Below are 17,732 nucleotides of genomic sequence, written 5' to 3'. Positions count from 1 at the left end.
GAAGCCAGTCCGAGCCCCGACCCGGTAACGTCACTAGCCGTGCTCATCGGATGGCGTGCCGTTCCTCGCCGGCACGGGGGGCTTTCTCTGGTTCGCGCGCCCGGCGAGGTGCCCAGGCACTCGGTTGCATCGCGGTGCTGCTGATGGGCATCGTGGGATGCACCAGCGTCACCGACGGCACGGCCACCCCGGACACCAAGGTGGCTCCGGCCTACCGCTCATCGGTATCGCTGTCGATTTCGGCCTCCGCGGCGACTTCGAGCGTGCGCGAGTCCCAGCGGCAACAGTCGCTGACCACCAAGGCGATTCGCACCTCGTGCGAAACCCTCGCCACCACCAGCAAGGAAGCCATCGACAAGGTGAACGAGTTCGTCGGCGCGTTCAATGCCGGACGCAGCACCGGCCCGACCGAAGGCCCGGCCATCGAAGCGCTCAACAACAGCGCTTCTTCGGTTTCCAGCGCACTCAACGAGGCGCTGTCACCGGATATGCGCGACGCGTTCAACGCCTACACGGACGCGGCGCGTTCGGTGGCCAACGCGATCGGCACGCATGCGCCGACGGGGGAGTTCAACAGAAGAGTCGATCAGCTCAACGACACCAAGACCAAGGCTTTGAAGCTTTGCATGGCTTCCTACTGAGGTAGCCGTATTGGTTCGATCATGTTTGTGCGACGATAGTGCGAATCGCACTTTGTGTGAAGGAAAAGGGAGGTTCCACGGTGGTCGCGGCGGATCACGCCCCGAGCTACGCTCGCAAACTGGACATCCAACGAGACCAAGTCGTCCAGGAGTGGGGCTGGGACGAAGATACCGACGATGAGATCCGCGCTGCCGTCGAGGAAGCCTGCGGCAGCGAAATGCTCGATGAAGACACCGATGAGGTGGTCGACGTCGTGCTGCTGTGGTGGCGAGACAGCGACGGGGATCTGGTCGACACTCTGATGGACGCAATCAGCCCGCTTGCCGAGGATGGCGTGATCTGGGTGTTGACACCCAAGACCGGCCAGCCCGGCCACGTGCTGCCGGCCGACATCGCGGAGTCGGCCCCCACCGCGGGGCTGATGCCGACGTCCTCGGTCAACCTGGGTAACTGGGCTGCCAGTCGGCTGGTCCAGCCCAAGTCGCGGGCCGGGAAGCGCTGATGCTTGAAGTCGGAGCCACCGCTCCGGACTTCACGCTGCGCGACCAGAATCAGCAGCCGGTCACGCTCAGCGACTACCGCGGCGCCAAGAACGTGCTGCTGGTGTTCTTCCCGCTGGCCTTCACCGGGATCTGTCAGGGCGAGTTGGACCAGATACGTGACCATCTGCCGCAGTTCGAGAACGACGACACCGCGGCGGTCGCGATTTCGGTGGGGCCACCACCCACCCACAAGATCTGGGCCACCCAAAGCGGATTCACCTTCCCGGTGCTGTCGGATTTCTGGCCGCACGGCGCGGTCAGCCAGGCCTACGGTGTGTTCAACGACACAGCCGGCATCTCCAACCGCGGGACTTTCGTGGTCGACCGGGTGGGGATCATTCGGTTCGCCGAGATGAAGCAGCCCGGTGAGGCCCGCGATCAGCGGCTGTGGACGGATGCGTTGGCGGCATTACAGGCCTGAGCGGGCCAAGATTTTTGGGTGTTGACGTCTCGGGCGTGTATCCTGCGGCGTGCATAGGGCGCGTAGCTCAGTGGTAGAGCTCTGGTTTTACACACCAGCGGTCGGCGGTTCGATACCGTCCGCGCCCACCAAGTTCGTTCAGCGGGGGATCGCACCGGGTTTGGCCGTTGGCCGGCCCGTCGTACCCGTGGGTGCACCATCGGCCACCGGATTCCTCGGCGCGCCAACCTCGGCGGCCAGGGCACTCAGTTCGGCCGCCAGTTCGTCGGCGAGGTGCCAGACGTCGGGCAGCAATTCGCGATCGGCGGTGAGCCCGAAGTCAAGCCGGTCCTGGTAGCTGAGCAGGGTGATGCTCAGGCCCATCCCGTCGAGCAGGACGTTCACCGGGTGTTGGGACACCACCCGGGCTCCCGCGCAGTACAGCGGGTCCGGCGATCCCGGGATGTTCGAGATCGTCACGTTGAATGGCGGCCTTATCCAACCCGAGCCGGTGGTCATCGAGATCACCCGGGCGGCCCGGGTCAGCAGCGCCGGGGGAACGGTGTGGTTCGCCTCGGTGAGCAGCTTGGCGGGGATGGCGCGGTGCCGTTCCTTGGCCGCCCGCATGACCTGGTGGGCGGAGATCAGCCGGGCGCGGGCATCGGCCTGGTCGGTGGGAATCGGCACGATCATCGAGGAGATCTGGTTGCCGTACTGTCGCTCGCCGGTGCGCACCGACACCGGCACCATGGCAACCAGGGGAGTCGCCACGTCGTCGCCCCGAGCGATCATGCGTCGCCGTAAGGCCCCGGCGCACACGGCGACCACGACATCGTTGACGGTTGCGCCGGGCACGGCGAACTTGGCGGCCTTGATCTGGTCTAGCGGCAACGACCCGAATGCGAATCGCCGTTGTGCCGAAATCCTGCCGCCGAAGGAGACTTTCGGGGCAGCGGCCCGAGGGTGCTGCAGATTGCGACCGTCTTTGTTGCGGGTGGCGAGCCGTTCGGCGCGGTCGGCGACTTTGGCGATCACGGCGGCACCGGGCAGGTGGCGCATGGTGGGGAGTTGATCGATATGGCGCAGCATGGGCGGCAGACCCCGCACCATTCGCGCGGGCTGAACGGGCAACGAGGCGAGCGCGCGCGCCAGCAGCCCGGCGTCACTGGGTGCGTCGCCGATCGCGGTGCCGGTCGGGGGTTTTTCGAGGTCCGGCCCGGCGTCCGGGAAGGGAACGGTGTCCAGCAACGCGCCCAGCAACTCCATGCCCGAGACCCCGTCGATCACGCTGTGGTGCAACTTGGTCACCAGCGCGACGCGGTCGCCGGCCAGGCCGTGGATCACGTGGAGTTCCCACAGCGGTCGAGCCCGATCCAGCGGCCTCGACGCGATATCGGCGACGGCCCGGCCGAGTTGTTCGTCATCCCCGGGTGCGGGGAGCGCGCTTTCCCAGAGATGCGAATCCAGATCGAATGTGTCGTCCTGCACCAGCACGGGATAGTCGATGCCGAACGGGACCTCACGCACCCGCCAGCGCAACGGCGGCATCAGGTCGATGCGCTGGGCCAACAGGCCGCGGATCCGCTGCCCGTCCAGTCGCAGGCCATCCGTGGTGGTGGCCTCGACGATGGTGAGCTGACAGACGTGAGAATGGTTGCGGCCGTCCTCCATCGCGAAGAATTGGGCATCAACGCTGCTGAGCCGTCTCATTTGCGGCCTCCTCGGGGCTTGCGCACGCTCTGCTCGAGCACAGCGAGTTTCGCGCCGAACGCATCGGCGAGGCGGTCCAGGTCCTTGACCAGATAGCGGTCACCCACCAAGCCGATTTCCAAACGATCGGTGTAGCTGAAGACCGTGACGTTCAGGCCTAGGCTGTCGCTGATCGTGGACACCGGGTAGTGCTCGCAAACCCGTCGGCCCGCGCAGTAGAGCGGCGACCGGGGGCCCGGCACATTGGAGATGACGAGGTTGGCGACCGGAGAGAGCGCGTCGCTGGCCGCGACGGCCGTCATCGCGCGCATCGCCGGCCCGAACAGCACCGGCGGGACCAGATCATTGGCATCGCGCATCAACGAGGCCGGCACCGCCTCATTGCGGCGTTTGGCCGCACGCAGCTCCTTGCGGCACCGCTGCAGGCGAATCGCCGGATCGGTCACGTCGGTCGGCAATGCCGCCAGCATGGTGCCCACCTTGTTGCCATACGTTCCGAACTCGGCTTCGGCGCGAACCGACACCGGGATCGCCGCCACCAGCGGCTGTTCGGGAAGTTCACCGCGATCGGCGAGCCAGCGGCGCAGGGCACCGGCGCACAGGGTGACGACGACATCGTTGACCGTCGCCTCGAAGTGGGTCTTGATCTCCTTGACGTCCTCGAGCGGCAAGCTGGTCAGCGCCACCCGTCGATGCGGGGAGATCTTGCCGTTGAAACCCAGTCTGGGCGCGGTCACCGTCGCGGGGCTGGGTGCCGATGGCCCCCTGCGGATGGGTGCTTGGGCTCGTCGCATCGCGCTCCCCACCGCCGCCACGCCGGGTATCGAGCGCAGGGTTGCGATCTGATCCAAATGGGTCAGCGTGCGCCGAGCCGCGCCCGCGGACTGCCATTGGCGGCGTGGCATGCCCACGATGGTGCGCGCCAACATCCCGAGTTGGTCGGGCTCTTTCTCAGGTCGGTACCGCGGGGCCGGTGGCAGCACCCGCCCCTGCGGCGTGGTGTCGAACATTACGTTGAGCACCTCCCCGCCCGACATCCCGTCCACCGCGGCATGGTGCAGCTTGGTCAGCAGTGCGACCTTGTCGTCTTGCAGACCCTGGATCAGATACACCTCCCACAGCGGGCGGGAGCGGTCCATCGGATGGGCCGACAGCCGAGCGACCAACGTCTCGAGTGCGGCCCGGTCGCCCGGGGCCACCACCGCCGTCTCGCGGACGTGGAAGTCGAGGTCCACCTCGCCCTCCACCCACCACGGGTGGCCCAGATCGAGCGGAACGGTGGCCAGCCGCCAGCGCAGCGGGGGCAGTAGGTGCAGGCGGTCGGCCAACAGTTCGGCGATGTCCGCCCGGGTGAGTTCCTTACCGGACTCATCGGTGCGGTCCATGACCGCCAGGCTGGACACATTGGTGACGGTTCGACCATCTTCGGCGGCAAGAAACATGCTGTCGAGACTGGTGAGGGCGCGCATTTTGTCGGAGCTTTCTCGGGAGAGGGGACGGGGTGTTCAGCGCGTCGGGTCGAGCAGGATCTTCGCGTCGTGCGGGTTGTTCCGGAGCCGCTCGAAGGCGTCGGCGACGCCTTCTAACGCGACGGTCCCGGTCAGCAGCGGGGCCACGTCGAAATCGCCGACGGCCAGGTGTGCGAAGGTCTGCGCGAACTCGTCGAGCGTGTAGTACAGCGAGAAGCGGATGTCGAGTTCCTTGGCGATGCATTGGGCGGGCTCGAAGTGATCCGAGCTCATGTTGATGCCCGCCACGCCGATCCGAGTGCCGGGCGGGACACCGGCGATGAGCTGCTGGATCAGGCCGGGGACGCCGACGCATTCGAACGCGACGGTGGGACGAAACGGCAACTGTCCGAACACGGTGTGCGCGGGTGCCATTCGTGCCGGGTCGTCGGTGACTGCGGCCGCCATGAAGGCCTCGAACGGGGAGTTCTCGTTCGGGTCGAGGACCACGTCGGCACCGAGTTGTGCTGCCAGGGACCGCCTTTCGGGAGAGAAGTCCGACGCGACGATGGGGCCGACGCCTTTCATCTTGACCACCGCGATGACGGCGAGCCCGATCGGTCCGCACCCGACCACCAGGGCGACGTCGTCGGTGGTGGTGTCGACGCGGGCCACCGTGCGGTAGGCCACCGCCAGTGGTTCGGTCAGTGCGGCGACCTCGGTCGGCACGTGATCGGGCACCTCGATCAGCAGTGGTTCGGACAGCAGCATGCGCTCGCTGTAGCCGCCGGGTGCCGCAGGGCCGGCGAAGCCCAGGGTCACCTTCTGCTCGCGGAGCAGAAACGGTGCCGAGACCACGCGGCGGCCGACCGGGATGCGTTGGTCGGTGTCGGGTCCGTAGGCCGCAATGCGGCCTACGAACTCGTGTCCGAATACCACCGGACGGCTGAGATCCATCATGTCGAATCCACCCGCGGCCTGGGTGGCCGCGTTGAATTCCGGGCCGTGGGCCGCGCAGTGCAGGTCCGATCCGCAGATGCCACAGGCCAGCACATCGACCAGCACCTCGCCGGGGCCGGGCACCGGCTCGGGCACCTCGGCGACCTGCAGCTGGGAGTCCTGCATCAAAACCGCACGCATCACGCACCACCCGCGGTGATGCCGGCGGCGCCGCCACCGATGTAGGTGATCGGACCGAGCCCCTGCGCCTCGGCGAGTTGACCGGTCAAGTGCGCAATCAGGGCCGCGTCCAGGATGGAGTGGAACTGGCCGTCGTCGGTGAAGTTGACGTTGGCGCCGCTGACCCGGAACAGGACCACGGTGTCTTCGGTGTTGGTTGCCGGGCAGGCGAGCGTGTGCACCGAGGAGCCGGGCTCGAACAGGTAGGAGCCGGCGGTCTGCGGCTGGTCGGCGTATTCCATGTAGTGCCAGGAGCCGCTGATGGTCCAGGCGTCGACGGTGCCGGTGTGGTAGTGCAGCTGGATCCGCGCACCGGGCGCGAACGTCGCCAGCACCACCCACTCGCCGTTCTCGATGTCCAGGCGCAGCGGCTTGAAGTGCACGCCGTCACCGAGGGCATCGCGAACCAGCGGAATGTCGTTGGCGTTGACGGTGAGCAGCTCACCCTGGGGCAGAGCTACCAGCGGCAGCGGTGCGCCGGTGGCGGTGGCAGCCGGAGCGGGGGCGGTCATGAGGGTCATGGTGGAGCCTTTCGGGAGTGTTGGGCTTGATGACTCCAACTGTGCCCGCCAGGAGACCCCAAATCTTGACGCCAGGGGACAAGTGCTTGACAGCAAGGGACATATCGGTGATCCGGGGCACATCCGCCCGGCAGCCTGATCAGCGTGGGTTCGCGCGCCGATCGAGATTGGGGTTGCTAGCCCAGCCCGTCGTTTCCGTCTGCGCCGAGCAGAATTCCGCCGTTGCCGCCGGCGCCGGGGCTGCCGGCGGGTGCGCCGGTGTCATCGGTGCCGCCGTTGCCGCCGTTGCCGCCGTTGCCGCCGTTGCCGCCGTTGCCGATCAGCACGGCGTCGCCGCCGGCCCCGCCGTCACCGCCGGTGCCTGTGCCGGTGCCGCCGACGTTGCCTTGGCCGCCTTGGCCGCCGGCGCCGCCGCCACCCGACAGCTGTCCGGCGGCGCCGCCCGCCCCGCCGGCGCCGCCGTCATCGCGCTGGGCAATTCCGCCGGTGCCCCCGGCGCCGCCATCGCCTAGCCAGCCGGCGTCACCGCCACGCCCGCCGGCACCGCCGGGGCCGCTCACGCCGAACCCGCCGGCGCCACCGGCTCCGGCGCCCGAGAGCAGCAGCCCGGCGCTTCCACCGTGCCTCCGTCCCCGGCGCTGGCGCTCCCAAATCCGCCCGTGCCGCCGATGCCGCCGCTGCCGAACAGCAATCCGGCATTCCCACCGGCCCCACCCGCTCCGCCGTGAGCTTGGCTATAAGGGCCAGGCCCGCCGGTGCCGCCGGCCCCACCCGGCCCGCCGAGCAGCCCGGCATCGCCACCGGCCCCACCGGCACCACCAGCCTCAGAATTACCTATTGTCATTCCGCCGGCGCCGCCGTGGCCGCCACCGGCGCCGACCAGCCCGGACAACAATCCACCCGCTCCACCGGCCCCACCGGCACCCCGGTGGAAACTGAATGTGCCGTCCCGCCGGCGCCGCCGACCCCCCCGCCCCCCAGAAGTCCGCCGGTCCCGCCGGCCCCCCCGACCCCACCCGTTCCGGGGGCTAAAATCCCGCTGAATCCGCCGGCTCCGCCGGCGCCACCGGTGCCCAGCAGCCAGCCGCCGGCCCCGCCCGCACCCCCGGCCCCAGCAACTCCGCTGCTGGTACTGCCGCCGGCCCCGCCGGCGCCGCCGGAGCCCCACAACCCGGCCGCCCCACCGGCCCCGCCGGCCTTACCGGGCGCACCCGAGCCGCCCGCACCACCGTCGCCGAGCAGCCAGCCGCCCGGGGCGCCGTTGGCGCCGTTGCCGATCAACGGGCGCCCGGTAAGCGCCAGCACGGGTGCGTTGATCGCCCCTAGCAGATCCTGGGGCACCACTTGGGCCGGGTTGGCCAACGCCGCTGCGGCGGCGGACTCGGCGCCTGCATACGAGGTCGCCCCGGCGGCCAGGGCCCGTGCGAATTGCCGTTGAAAAACCTGGGCTTGGGCACTGGCGGCCTGGTAGGCCTGGGCATGCCCGGAGAACACCGCCGCGATCGCCGCCGACACCTCGTCCTCTGCGGCGGCCAGGATGTTCACGGTTGGGGCTGCCGCGCCCGCGGTGGCCTGACCCAGTGCCGAGCCGATTCCGGCCAGCTCGGTTGCCGCAGCCTCCACCAGTTCGGGTACTGCGATCACCAACGACATTCGAAACCTCCAGAAGATCATCACAATCCGGTGTGCGCTTCGACGACCACCATGAGCCGGGCACCGTCACTGTAACTTCAGGCGATATACCGCGTCGCGGTTATAGCCAAAGTTCTTTGCTTACTTGCTGATTGCGTGTGGTGACGCGCCTAGTGGATGACCATTTCGTGCACTGCCGGCCGGTGATCATGTGCATCGGATATGCAGATGCTATGTGGTTAAACCTGTTTGGCACGCCGCTAGGGTCGTGCGGACAGGCCCGGCGTGAATTGTCCTGATCTGCATTGAGATTGCTCGAATTCGTAACGTGAGCACCGAGCGGTGATCGTGGCCGGACCGCCCACGGTGAATCCCGGCGCGGCTCGAGTGGCTCGGCCGCGCCGGGATCTACGGTTCGGGTCTGGCGGGAGAACTGCTGGGTGTCAGGCCTCCTTGGTGGTGTGGCCGGCGGCGCCGCCGCCGATGTAGTTGATCGGTCCGAGGTTTTGCTCTTCGGCCTTCAGTTGGGTCACGTGGGCGATCAGGGCGGCGTCGAGGATGGAGTCGAACTGGCCGTCGTCGGTGAAGTTGATGTTGGCGCCTTGCACGCGGACCAGGAAGACGGTGTCTTCGGTGTTGGTGGTGGGGGTGACGAAGGTGTGCACCGACGAGCCCGGCTCGTAGAGGTAGGAGCCGGCGGTTTGCAGCTGGTCGGGGTACTCGAGGTAGTGCCAGCAGCCGGAGAGCGTGTAGACCTCGGCGGTGCCGGTGTGGTAGTGCAGCGGCACGGTGGCGCCGGGTTCGAAGGTGGCCAGTACCAGCCATTCGCCGTTCTCGATGTCCAGGCGCAGGGGTTTGAAGTGCACGCCGGGGCCGAGGGCGTCGTGCACCAGGGGTACGTCGTGTTCGTTGACGGTCAGCAGTTCGCCCTGCGGCAGGGCCACCAGGGGCAACGGGGCGCCAGTTGCGGTGGTCGCCGGTGCGGGTGCGGTCGCCAGGGTCATGGTGGGGTCCTTTCGGGATATGGCGGGGCTGTCGACTCCAACCGTGCCTGCGGCGCTCCCTGATGTCTTGACGGTAAGGGACAAACGCTTGACCGTAAGGGACGTTCGGCGATCGGAAGCCCGCGGCGGAACCCGCACGCCTGGCCTAGGGGTGGGGTGTTTGCGGCCGCCGGGCATCGCCGTGGTGCCGGTGGTGATCCGCGGGTTTTCGATGGCCGTGCTCGGCGCCTCATCGCTGGGTGGCAGGTGCCTCGATCGCATGTGCGTCCCCTCGGGTCAAGTAGGCGTCCCTTGCTGTCAATACATCGACGGCCCGGACGGGCAGGCTAAGGGCTAACAACAACGTCCACAGCGAATGGAAACCCATCGTGAGCACCGACCAATCTGCGCGTCCCGCACCGTTTTTCGCCCAGCGCAAGATCTTCATCACCGGAGCCAACGGCTTCATCGGCGCAAACCTCGCGGCCCGGCTACGCCAGCTCGGCGCGAGGGTGACCGGCGTCGACCTGGTCGCAGATCCCGCCAACGGAATCATCGCCGGCAGCACTGCCGACCCGGCCGCTTGGGCATCGGCACTGGACGGCGTCGACGCGGTCGTGCACCTGGCGGCGTTGGTGAGCACCGTGGTTGCGGTCGAAACCGCTTGGGACGTCAACGTGCTCGGGACCAAGAAGGTCATCGACGCCGCGGTCGACGCGGGGGTGCGCCGGTTCGTGCACCTGAGCTCGATCGCCGCGTACGGGTGGGATTTTCCCGACCACGTGACCGAGGATTACCCGACCAGGGTGACCGCCGGCCTGAGCACTTACGTCGACACCAAGACCAACTCCGAGTTGGTCGCGCTCGCCAACGCCAACCGCGGCATGGAGATGGTGGTCGTGCGTCCCGCCGACGTCTACGGCCCCGGCTCGGTGTGGATCCGCGAGCCGATCGCGATGGCCAAGGCCAACCAGCTGATTTTGCCGGAACGGGGCTCCGGCGTGTTCGACGTGATCTACATCGACAACTTCGTCGACGCCATGGTGCTGGTCCTGGCCACCGAGGGCATCGCCGGGGAGGTTTTCAACCTCGGCGAGGAGCTGGCGGTTAGCTGCCAGGAGTACTTCGGCGAGGTCGCGTCCTGGACCGGCGCAAAGGTCCGCTCGGTGCCGATCCGGATCGGTGCACCGGCTCTGGGAGCCATCGGCCGCATCCAGCGTCGACTCGGTATGAGCAGCGAACTCGGCCCGGCCCTGCTGCACATGCTCAACCGCCGCTATGTCGTCTCCAACGACAAGGCCCGTGACCGCTTGGGATTCAAGCCGGTCGTCTCCTATCACGAGGGGATGGCCCGATCCAAAGAATGGGCCCGCCATGAGGGCCTCATTTGAGATCCGAGCCTAGGCACCAACGGATTCCACGAAAGACACGAAAGAAAGGAACGCGCAGAATGAGCCCCATCGACGCCGCCCGCGTCTACCGGATGATGGTGCGGATGCGTCTGGCCGAAGAGGCCCTGGTCGAGGCGTGGCAGGAGGGGCTGGTTCCCGGCGAATACCACTCCGCCATCGGCGAAGAGGGCATCGTCGCCGGCATCCTCACCCAGCTATTCGAATTCGACACCCTGGCGTTGGACCACCGCAACACCGCGCCGTTGGTGGGTCGGGGCATCGACCTGCAGGCCCTGATGCTCGAAGTGCTGGGCTCCGACCAGGGCATCGCCAGCGGCATGGCGGGGCACATGCACATCTTCGACCCCGATCTGCGCGCCGGAGCTGGCGGCATCGTCGGTGCCGCCGGCCCGCTGGCTGTCGGACATGCGATCGCGCACACCCGGCTGCACCCGGGCAGCGTCGCGATCGCCTTCCACGGGGAGGCCGCGATGAACCAGGGAATGCTGATGGTGGCCTACAACATGGCCGTGGCGTGGAACCTGCCCGTGGTGTTCGTCTGCAAAGACAACAAATGGGGCATCACGACCTACTCCAAGGACCAGACCGGTGCCGACCCGATCAGCCGAGCACGCGGCTTTGGACTCGAGGTCGCCAGCGCCGCCGGACACAAGGTCGCCGACGTGCACGCAGCGGCGGGGCGGCTCATCGAGCGTGCCCGCTCCGGCAACGGATCCGGCTTCCTCTACGTCACCTGCCACCGGCCCGGCGGCCACTTCGAAGGCGATCCGCTGGTCGGCCTGCTGCGTGCCCCCCGCAAGCAGCTGTCGGTCTGGGTGCCGGAGCTGCGTTCCGGGCTGACCGCCACCGAAAGCGGTTCGCGCACAGACAAACTGAGCGCCATGGCCGGCATCGGCAAGCGCGCCGCGCGGTTCGCCTACGACGTGGGCCGCACTGCCGGCAAGGATCCCGTCCGCCGGGGCCGGTCCTTGATCAGCGCGGACGCCGCAACCGCCATCGAAGCCCAGGAGCGAGCCGAGGTGCTCGCCGCCATGACCGAAGCACGCGCCCGCGTCGGCAAGCGGGCCGGCTTCGGCATCAAGACAGGAGCAGACCGATGACCATCATGCGCTACGACGAGGCCGTCGACCACGCACTCGGGCAGGCGATGGCCGCCGATCCGCGGGTGCTCACCTGGGGCGAAGACGTCCAGATCCTGCGCCGGGTGCTGCTGAGTCGATTCGGACCCGACCGGGTGCGCGACACCCCGATCTCCGAACAGGCGTTCATGTACGCCGGAGTCGGTGCGGCGATGGCAGGGCTGCGTCCGGTCGTCGAGCTGTACATGATCGACTTCGGCACCGTCGGCTGGTCCGCGATCATCAACGCGGGCTCGAAGTTCAAGGACTTCTCCGGTGGCCGCTGGAACGTGCCCATGGTGCTACGGGCCGGGGTCGGCGGCTGGTACGCCGACGGCGGCGAGCACGAGCAGACGCTGTGGGGCACCCTGGCGTCCTACCCGTCGACCGAGGTCGTCGTGCCCTCCACGCCGGCCGACGCGGCGGGCCTGATGCTGTCGGCCGTGCGCAGCGACGAGTTCACCGTTTTCCTCACCCCCAAGCTGCTCGATCAGCAGATCCTGGACTACCTCGGTGGTGACCAGCGGTCCACGGTCGACCTGACCGACGTGCAGCCCGCAGCCGGTGTCCGCGGCGAGGTGCCCGACCGGGTCGAGCCGATTCCGTTCGGCCAGGCGGCAATTCGACGCGACGGGTCAGACCTGACGCTGGTGTCGGTGGGCGTCGGCGTGCATCGCTGCCTCGAGGCGGCCGAGCGACTGTCCGCCGACGGCATCGAGGCCACCGTGCTGGACCTGCGCACCCTGGCCCCACTGGACAAGGAGGCCATCGTCGAGCACGTGAGCCGGACCGGCCGGGTGGTCGTCGCCGACGAGGACTACCTTCGCGGCGGGCTCACCGGCGAGGTCGCCGCGCTGCTGCTGGAAGCCGGGACCAGCGCCCGTTACGCGCGGGTGGCGGTCGAGCAGACCATCCCATTCGCGCCACACCTGGAGTACGCCGTCCTGCCCAACGCGGAACGGATCATCGCCGCCGCCAAGTCATTAGCCTGAGGACCCCGAGATGACCACCACCCTTCCCCTTGTCCAGATCGCGCTCAGCGTTCGCGACATCCAGCACTCCCAGCGCTGGTACCGCGACATCTTCGGCCTCACCGAGGCCGGCGGTACCCACATGTTCATCCCGGCGCTGGGCTCCGAGGACGTCCAGGGCGTGCCGGGCGCCACCAGCGTGTGCTGGTGGCTGCTGGACGGCAAACCCGGCTTCCAGCTGGAGCTGTTCGAGTTTTCCAAGCCGCACCCGCGTCCGATTCCGCAGGACTGGCGCCCGTGCGACATCGGCTACACGATGCTCGGCTTCCACGTCACCGACTTCGACGCGACGCTGGGGAATCTCACTCGCCGCCGCGTGCCCCCGCTCACCGAGCCCATGGGGGAGCCCGGTTCTCGCCGGGTCTGTGTCAAGGATCCCGATGGAACCCTGCTGGAGATCCTGGAGGCGGACCCTGTGGTTGCCGGCATGGCGGCGCGCCCCACCGGATCGCCGGCGGTCGCCCGCTTCGCCACCCTGTCGGTGCCGGACCTGGCCGAGGCGCGGCGAACCTGGGTGGACGTGATGGGGCTGCCCGAAGTCGACTACCGGCTGCACTACCCCGAGCACGAGCAGCTGTGGGGCTTGGCCGGGGCAGATCGCGAATCCTTCGTGGTGCGCGCCGGTGACAGCCTGCTCGAGGTGGTGCAGTACCTCGACCCGGTCGGCAAGCCATGGCCGGCCGGCTACCACATCAGCGACATCGGCATCCTCAACGTCGCGCTGGGACCTCAGGACCGGGCGAGCCTCGACGCGCTCGTCGCCAAGGGGCAGCACCACGGGATACACCCGAACAGCACCAAGTCCACCCTGCTGGACCGCTGGTGGCATGCCAGCTATGTCAATGATCCGATGGGCTTCTCGATCGAGCTGCTGTTTCATGGGAGCAAGGGGCATCGGCACCGCGCCGACCCGTTCAACCTGATCGAACTCGGCTTCACCGAAAAAGAACCACCCGTTACCCGGGCCCGCGCGGTCGCCCGCTGTGCGGCGTCGCCCGAACAGGTGTGGACGGTGTTGGCCGACCACGAGTCCATGGCCCAGTGGACTCCGTTCCAGCGCTCCGAGGTGCTCAGCACCGGCGATACCGACGGTGTCGGCCTGGTCCGGCGGCTCAGCGGCGGCCCGGCCGGGATGTCGGTGGTCGAGCGGGTGGTCGCCGCCGAGGCGCCTTACCGCTTCGAATACCGCGCCAAGGGGGCGCCCGGTCTGAACCGCTACCACGCGTTCGTCACCGTCGAGCCGGACTCCTCCGGAGGCTGCACGATCACCTGGGAGGCGCAGTACCGTTCCCAGCTGCCCGGCTCGACGTTGATCACCACCAGGATGCTGCGCATTCTGGTCCGCGGGCTGGCCCGCCGGGCCGAGCGGACCGGTGCCCGGATAACCGCGTAGTCGATTTCGCGGTCGATCCGCTGGGGCCATCGGGCCTTGACGGCGGGGAACGGATGCTTGACTGTAAAGGACGTGTCGGTGATCCGTGGCACCGCGTTGACCGGTTATCCGGCGCTGGTGAGCGAACTCGGGGCGGATCCCGAGGCGCTGCTCGCCCGCGCTGGCGTGAAGCGGTCCGATGTCGGCCGATTCGACGCATTTATCACCTATCTGGCGCTGATCCACGCGGTCGAATCCGCTGCGGCAGTGACGAAAACACCTGACTTCGGCCGTCGGCTGGCCGAACGCCAAGGCATCGAGATCCTGGGGCCGGTCGGGGTGGCGGCGCGGACCTCGAAATCGGTTGCCGAGGCACTCGACACTTTCGAGCACTACCTCGCCGCCTACAGCCCCGCGATCGCCGCGACGATGAGCCGCGAGCCCGGCGGTGAAGCCTCATTCCTGGAGTTCAAGATCCTGATCGCGCACCCGCCGGCGCACCCACAGACCACCGAGTTGTCGCTGGGAGTCATGTTGCGGGTGCTGCGCTTTCTGCTGGGTGCCGGGTATGCGCCCACCGTGGTCGACCTTCCGCACCCGGCGCTGACCCCGCGGGAAGACTACCTGCGCTACTTCGCGTGCACACCTCGCTTCGGGTCGCACAGGGGCGGATTCCGGTTGCCGAGCGAGGACCTGCAGCGCCCCCTGGTCAGAGACGAGCTGGCGCATCGTGTCGTGCTCGAATATCTCGACACCGTCATCGACCGGCAACGGCCGACAATGGCCTCCTCGATTCGGGAACTGATCCGCCAGCTGTTGCCGACCGGCGCGGCGACGGTTCCGGTGATTGCCGACCAGTTTCGGCTGCACCCCAAGGCATTACGGCGCCGACTCGCCGCCGAGGGGACGAACTTCAACGCGGTTGTCGACGACGTTCGGCGGGAGGTGACCGAACGCTACTTGCGCGACAGCGACATGACGCTCACGCATCTGGCCCGGCAACTGGGTTATGCGGAGCAAAGCGTGCTCTCCCGGTCGTGTCAACGGTGGTTCGGTGCGAGCCCGGCGTCGCTGAGGGCGCAGTGGCAACGGACCGCATCGCCGATCACGCTGCAGTCCACCCGCTGATCGTCCGTTGCGGTCAAAGTCATGTCCTTTGCTGTCAAGACACCGGTGAATTCGGTGAGCATGCTGGTTTGAGACGACCACACCCACAACGAATGGAATCGCAATGAGCGAACACGAATTCGACCGTCCCGCGCCCTCGCTGTCCGGTCGCACGATCTTCATCACCGGAGCCAACGGCTTCATCGGCCGCGCCATGGCGGCCCGGTTCCGCGCCCTCGGCGCCGTGGTACGCGGTGTCGATCTGGCGGCCGATCCGGCAGGGACGTGGTCGCAGGTGACATCACGCGTCCCGAGACCTGGGCGGCGGGGCCGACGGGGCTGGAGGGGGCGGACACCGTGATCCACACCGCCGCGCTGCTGGGGGCGGCGTTCCCGCTGAAACAGGCCTGGCACGTCAACGTCCTGGGCACCAGCCGGGTGCTGCGCGCGGCGATCGACGCCGGGGTCCGCCGGTTCGTGCACTTTTCCTCGGTGGCGGCCTACGGCTTCGAGTTCCCCGACGGTGCGGATGAGACCTACCCCGTGCATGTCAACGGCGACGTCTACACCGACACCAAGGTGAACTCCGAGGCGGTCGTGCTGGCCGCGCACGGCGCCGGCGAGATTGATGTCACCGTGATCCGGCCTGGCGATGTCTGGGGTCCCGGCTCGGTGTGGGTCCGTTCGCCGATCGCCGAGATGCGCAAGAGGACCGGCTTTCCGCTGCCCAACGGCGGAAACGGCATCTTCTCCCCGGTGTACATCGACAACTTCGTCGACGGCATGGTGCTCGCCGTGTCATCCGATGACGCGGTGGGCCAGATTTTCAACATCACCGACGGCAAAGGTGTGCGGTGCGCCGATTTCTTCGGCCGGATGGCGAGCATGAGTGACGGCACGATCCACACGCTGCCGATCCGGGTGGCCGCACCGGCCGCCGAACTCCTCGGCTCGCTGCTGCGCCGTTTGGGCCAGAAAACCGATCTGTCGGCCGGAACGATGTGGCTGCTCAATCGGCCCGGCACCTATTCGATCGAGAAGGCCCAGAAGATGCTGGGCTACCAACCGCGGGTTTCGATCGAGGAGGGGATGGCCCGCGTCCACGAGTGGGCACGGGCCGAACGTCTCATCTGAGCGCCGGCGCCAGCACCGCGCAACGGACCCCAATGCCTCCGATGGTCCCCGTGACAAGGCAATACGGTGACTGACAGCCCATTCGGGGTGGGTTTCGTTGTCGCTGGCGAGCCGGTTGTGGCAGTCTCTGGGGCGTGGACGAGCGACCTGGGACTCAGAGCGACAGCGCGTCGGTGGGAAAGACGGCGCCGCCTGTGCGGCCGCTCTCGTCAGACCAGCAGCCGGCGACCAAGGCAGACTTGTACGCCGCGGTCGATGCGATGCGCGCCGATATGCGTGAACTGCTAGAACAGATCAGCACCCTGATCAAGGAAGCAAATCAGAAATAGGCCGCCCGGCCAGGCGGCATGATGAACGGGTGAGGCCGTTTCGCATCGATGTTCCCGAAGACGTTATCGATGACCTGAAAGCCCGTCTGGCGCGCACCCGTTGGCCGGAGGCCGAGTGTGCCGACGATTTGAGCCAGGGCATCCCGCTGAGCTACACGCGGGACTTGGCCGCCTACTGGGCCAACGAGTACGACTGGCGGGCGCGCGAGGCCGCGCTGAACCGCTTCGACCAGTTCATCACCGAAATCGATGGCCTGGATCTGCATTTCATCCATCAACGCTCCCCGCACGAGGACGCGTTTCCGCTGCTGATCACCCATGGCTGGCCCGGCTCGGTGGTGGAGTTCCACAAGGTGATCGAGCCGCTGACCAACCCCACCGCCCATGGCGGGCGCGCCGAAGACGCCTTCCACGTCGTCTGCCCGTCCCTTCCCGGATACGGATTTTCCGGCAAGCCGAGCAGCACAGGCTGGGGAGTGGACAGGATCGCGCGGGCCTGGGAAACGCTGATGCAGAACCTGGGCTATCAGCGATACGGCGCCCAGGGCGGCGACTGGGGCGCCGCGGTCACCACCCAGATCGGCCGAAACGGCGGGCGCTGTGTGGCCATTCATCTCAATATGCCGATCGCCATGCCCACGCGTACAGCGCTGACCAACCCGACCGCGGCAGAACAAGAGGTGCTGGCAGCGTTGGCGTACCACCGGAAATGGGGAACCGGCTACTTCAAACAACAGTCCACCCGACCCCAGACCGTGGGCTACGGCCTGACCGATTCCCCGGTGGGACAACTGGCTTGGATCGTGGAGAAGTTCTGGGCATGGATGGACTGCGCGGGAAACCCGGAGAACATCCTCACCCGCGACGAGCTACTGGACAACGTCATGATGTATTGGGTAAACGCCGCCGCGGCGTCGTCGGCCCGCTTGTACTGGGAGAGTTTCAAGGTCTGGGGCAGACCGAGCGGGTCGAACTGCCCACCGGTGTGGCGTCGTTTCCCAAGGAGGTGCTGCGTGCACCGCGCGCCTGGTGTGAACCGAACTACAACATCACCCACTGGACGACGATGCCGCGCGGTGGTCACTTCGCCGCGTTCGAACAGCCGGAATTGTTCGTCGGAGACGTCCGTGCGTTCTTCGCCACGGTGCGCTGACGCGACCGCGGCACAACCG

At 67.7% G+C, this 17,732-nt stretch carries 13 protein-coding genes, 1 tRNA gene and 4 pseudogenes; 12 read left to right on the top strand and 6 right to left on the bottom strand.

Translation table 11 applies throughout. From position 1 onward, the window contains the following. The first annotated feature begins 39 nt into the window (after positions 1-39). From CKW46_RS19415 to CKW46_RS19400, 4 genes and pseudogenes are all read left to right on the top strand, one after another. Positions 40-641, top strand: a pseudogene (locus tag CKW46_RS19415) (Rv2240c family protein). Positions 642-721: 80 nt separating this feature from the next. Then, positions 722-1,144, top strand: coding sequence for a DUF3052 domain-containing protein (locus CKW46_RS19410; protein WP_499018117.1), 423 nt, complete (start codon positions 722-724; stop codon positions 1,142-1,144). Continuing rightward, positions 1,144-1,605, top strand: a complete 462-nt coding sequence (locus CKW46_RS19405; RefSeq protein ID WP_015356255.1) for a peroxiredoxin — start codon at positions 1,144-1,146, stop codon at positions 1,603-1,605. Before CKW46_RS19410 ends, CKW46_RS19405 begins: the two co-directional genes overlap by 1 nt. Before the next feature lie 56 nt (positions 1,606-1,661). Further along, a tRNA-Val gene (locus CKW46_RS19400) sits at positions 1,662-1,736 on the top strand. Between the two features lie 7 nt (positions 1,737-1,743). On the opposite strand, the gene CKW46_RS19395 is transcribed toward CKW46_RS19400, so the two are convergent. The 6 genes and pseudogenes from CKW46_RS19395 to CKW46_RS19370 form a co-directional block, all read right to left on the bottom strand. Then, entirely contained in the window at positions 1,744-3,294 is a 1,551-nt protein-coding gene (locus CKW46_RS19395; protein ID WP_117435300.1) for a WS/DGAT/MGAT family O-acyltransferase, read from the bottom strand. Further along, positions 3,291-4,763, bottom strand: coding sequence for a WS/DGAT/MGAT family O-acyltransferase (locus tag CKW46_RS19390; protein WP_117435299.1), 1,473 nt, complete (start codon positions 4,761-4,763; stop codon positions 3,291-3,293). The genes CKW46_RS19395 and CKW46_RS19390 overlap by 4 nt, the downstream gene beginning before the upstream one ends. Before the next feature lie 36 nt (positions 4,764-4,799). Further along, the gene (locus CKW46_RS19385; protein WP_482052277.1) at positions 4,800-5,837 is read right to left on the bottom strand and encodes a zinc-binding dehydrogenase; all 1,038 of its coding nucleotides are present in this window, start codon (positions 5,835-5,837) and stop codon (positions 4,800-4,802) included. Positions 5,838-5,881: 44 nt separating this feature from the next. Continuing rightward, positions 5,882-6,442 carry a 2,4'-dihydroxyacetophenone dioxygenase family protein gene (locus tag CKW46_RS19380; protein ID WP_012394980.1) on the bottom strand — a complete coding sequence of 187 codons (561 nt, stop codon included), beginning with the start codon at positions 6,440-6,442 and terminating at the stop codon, positions 5,882-5,884. A 176-nt stretch (positions 6,443-6,618) separates the two neighbouring features. Then, positions 6,619-8,095 (bottom strand): annotated as a pseudogene (locus CKW46_RS19375) (PE family protein). A gap of 422 nt (positions 8,096-8,517) precedes the next feature. Continuing rightward, complete coding sequence (locus tag CKW46_RS19370) at positions 8,518-9,078, bottom strand: 2,4'-dihydroxyacetophenone dioxygenase family protein (RefSeq protein ID WP_012394978.1); 561 nt, start codon at positions 9,076-9,078, stop codon at positions 8,518-8,520. Positions 9,079-9,446: 368 nt separating this feature from the next. Between CKW46_RS19370 and CKW46_RS19365 the strand changes: the two genes are divergently transcribed. From CKW46_RS19365 to CKW46_RS19330, 8 genes and pseudogenes are all read left to right on the top strand, one after another. Further along, positions 9,447-10,448, top strand: a complete 1,002-nt coding sequence (locus CKW46_RS19365; protein WP_015356221.1) for an NAD-dependent epimerase/dehydratase family protein — start codon at positions 9,447-9,449, stop codon at positions 10,446-10,448. Between the two features lie 59 nt (positions 10,449-10,507). Then, a complete protein-coding gene (locus tag CKW46_RS19360) occupies positions 10,508-11,569 on the top strand; it encodes a thiamine pyrophosphate-dependent enzyme (protein ID WP_482052276.1) in 1,062 nt (353 codons plus the stop codon). Further along, positions 11,566-12,579, top strand: coding sequence for an alpha-ketoacid dehydrogenase subunit beta (locus CKW46_RS19355; RefSeq protein WP_015356219.1), 1,014 nt, complete (start codon positions 11,566-11,568; stop codon positions 12,577-12,579). Before CKW46_RS19360 ends, CKW46_RS19355 begins: the two co-directional genes overlap by 4 nt. A gap of 10 nt (positions 12,580-12,589) precedes the next feature. Beyond that, on the top strand, positions 12,590-14,011 hold the full coding sequence (locus tag CKW46_RS19350; protein ID WP_015356218.1) for an SRPBCC family protein: 1,422 nt from the start codon (positions 12,590-12,592) through the stop codon (positions 14,009-14,011). 72 nt (positions 14,012-14,083) lie between these two features. Further along, positions 14,084-15,118: an AraC family transcriptional regulator gene (locus CKW46_RS19345; protein WP_012394973.1), complete on the top strand. Its 1,035-nt coding sequence runs from the start codon at positions 14,084-14,086 to the stop codon at positions 15,116-15,118. A gap of 103 nt (positions 15,119-15,221) precedes the next feature. Beyond that, positions 15,222-16,231 (top strand): annotated as a pseudogene (locus CKW46_RS19340) (NAD-dependent epimerase/dehydratase family protein). Between the two features lie 173 nt (positions 16,232-16,404). Then, entirely contained in the window at positions 16,405-16,560 is a 156-nt protein-coding gene (locus CKW46_RS19335; protein ID WP_482052275.1) for a hypothetical protein, read from the top strand. A gap of 29 nt (positions 16,561-16,589) precedes the next feature. Continuing rightward, positions 16,590-17,713, top strand: a pseudogene (locus CKW46_RS19330) (epoxide hydrolase family protein). The last annotated feature ends 19 nt before the right edge of the window (positions 17,714-17,732 follow it).

Origin of the sequence: Mycobacterium liflandii, assembly GCF_022354805.1 — a bacterium.
GTDB classification, from domain to species: domain Bacteria; phylum Actinomycetota; class Actinomycetes; order Mycobacteriales; family Mycobacteriaceae; genus Mycobacterium; species Mycobacterium marinum.
This window is presented reverse-complemented; position numbering and strand designations above follow the sequence as displayed.

Excerpts from the sequence above, each read along its gene's own strand:
- CKW46_RS19350 (WP_015356218.1), top strand. The coding sequence starts at position 12,590 with ATGACCACCACCCTTCCCCTTGTCCAGATCGCGCTCAGCGTTCGCGAC.
- CKW46_RS19395 (WP_117435300.1), bottom strand. The coding sequence starts at position 3,294 with ATGAGACGGCTCAGCAGCGTTGATGCCCAATTCTTCGCGATGGAGGAC.
- CKW46_RS19405 (WP_015356255.1), top strand. The coding sequence starts at position 1,144 with ATGCTTGAAGTCGGAGCCACCGCTCCGGACTTCACGCTGCGCGACCAG.
- CKW46_RS19370 (WP_012394978.1), bottom strand. The coding sequence starts at position 9,078 with ATGACCCTGGCGACCGCACCCGCACCGGCGACCACCGCAACTGGCGCC.
- CKW46_RS19355 (WP_015356219.1), top strand. The coding sequence starts at position 11,566 with ATGACCATCATGCGCTACGACGAGGCCGTCGACCACGCACTCGGGCAG.
- CKW46_RS19380 (WP_012394980.1), bottom strand. The coding sequence starts at position 6,442 with ATGACCCTCATGACCGCCCCCGCTCCGGCTGCCACCGCCACCGGCGCA.
- CKW46_RS19360 (WP_482052276.1), top strand. The coding sequence starts at position 10,508 with ATGAGCCCCATCGACGCCGCCCGCGTCTACCGGATGATGGTGCGGATG.
- CKW46_RS19390 (WP_117435299.1), bottom strand. The coding sequence starts at position 4,763 with ATGCGCGCCCTCACCAGTCTCGACAGCATGTTTCTTGCCGCCGAAGAT.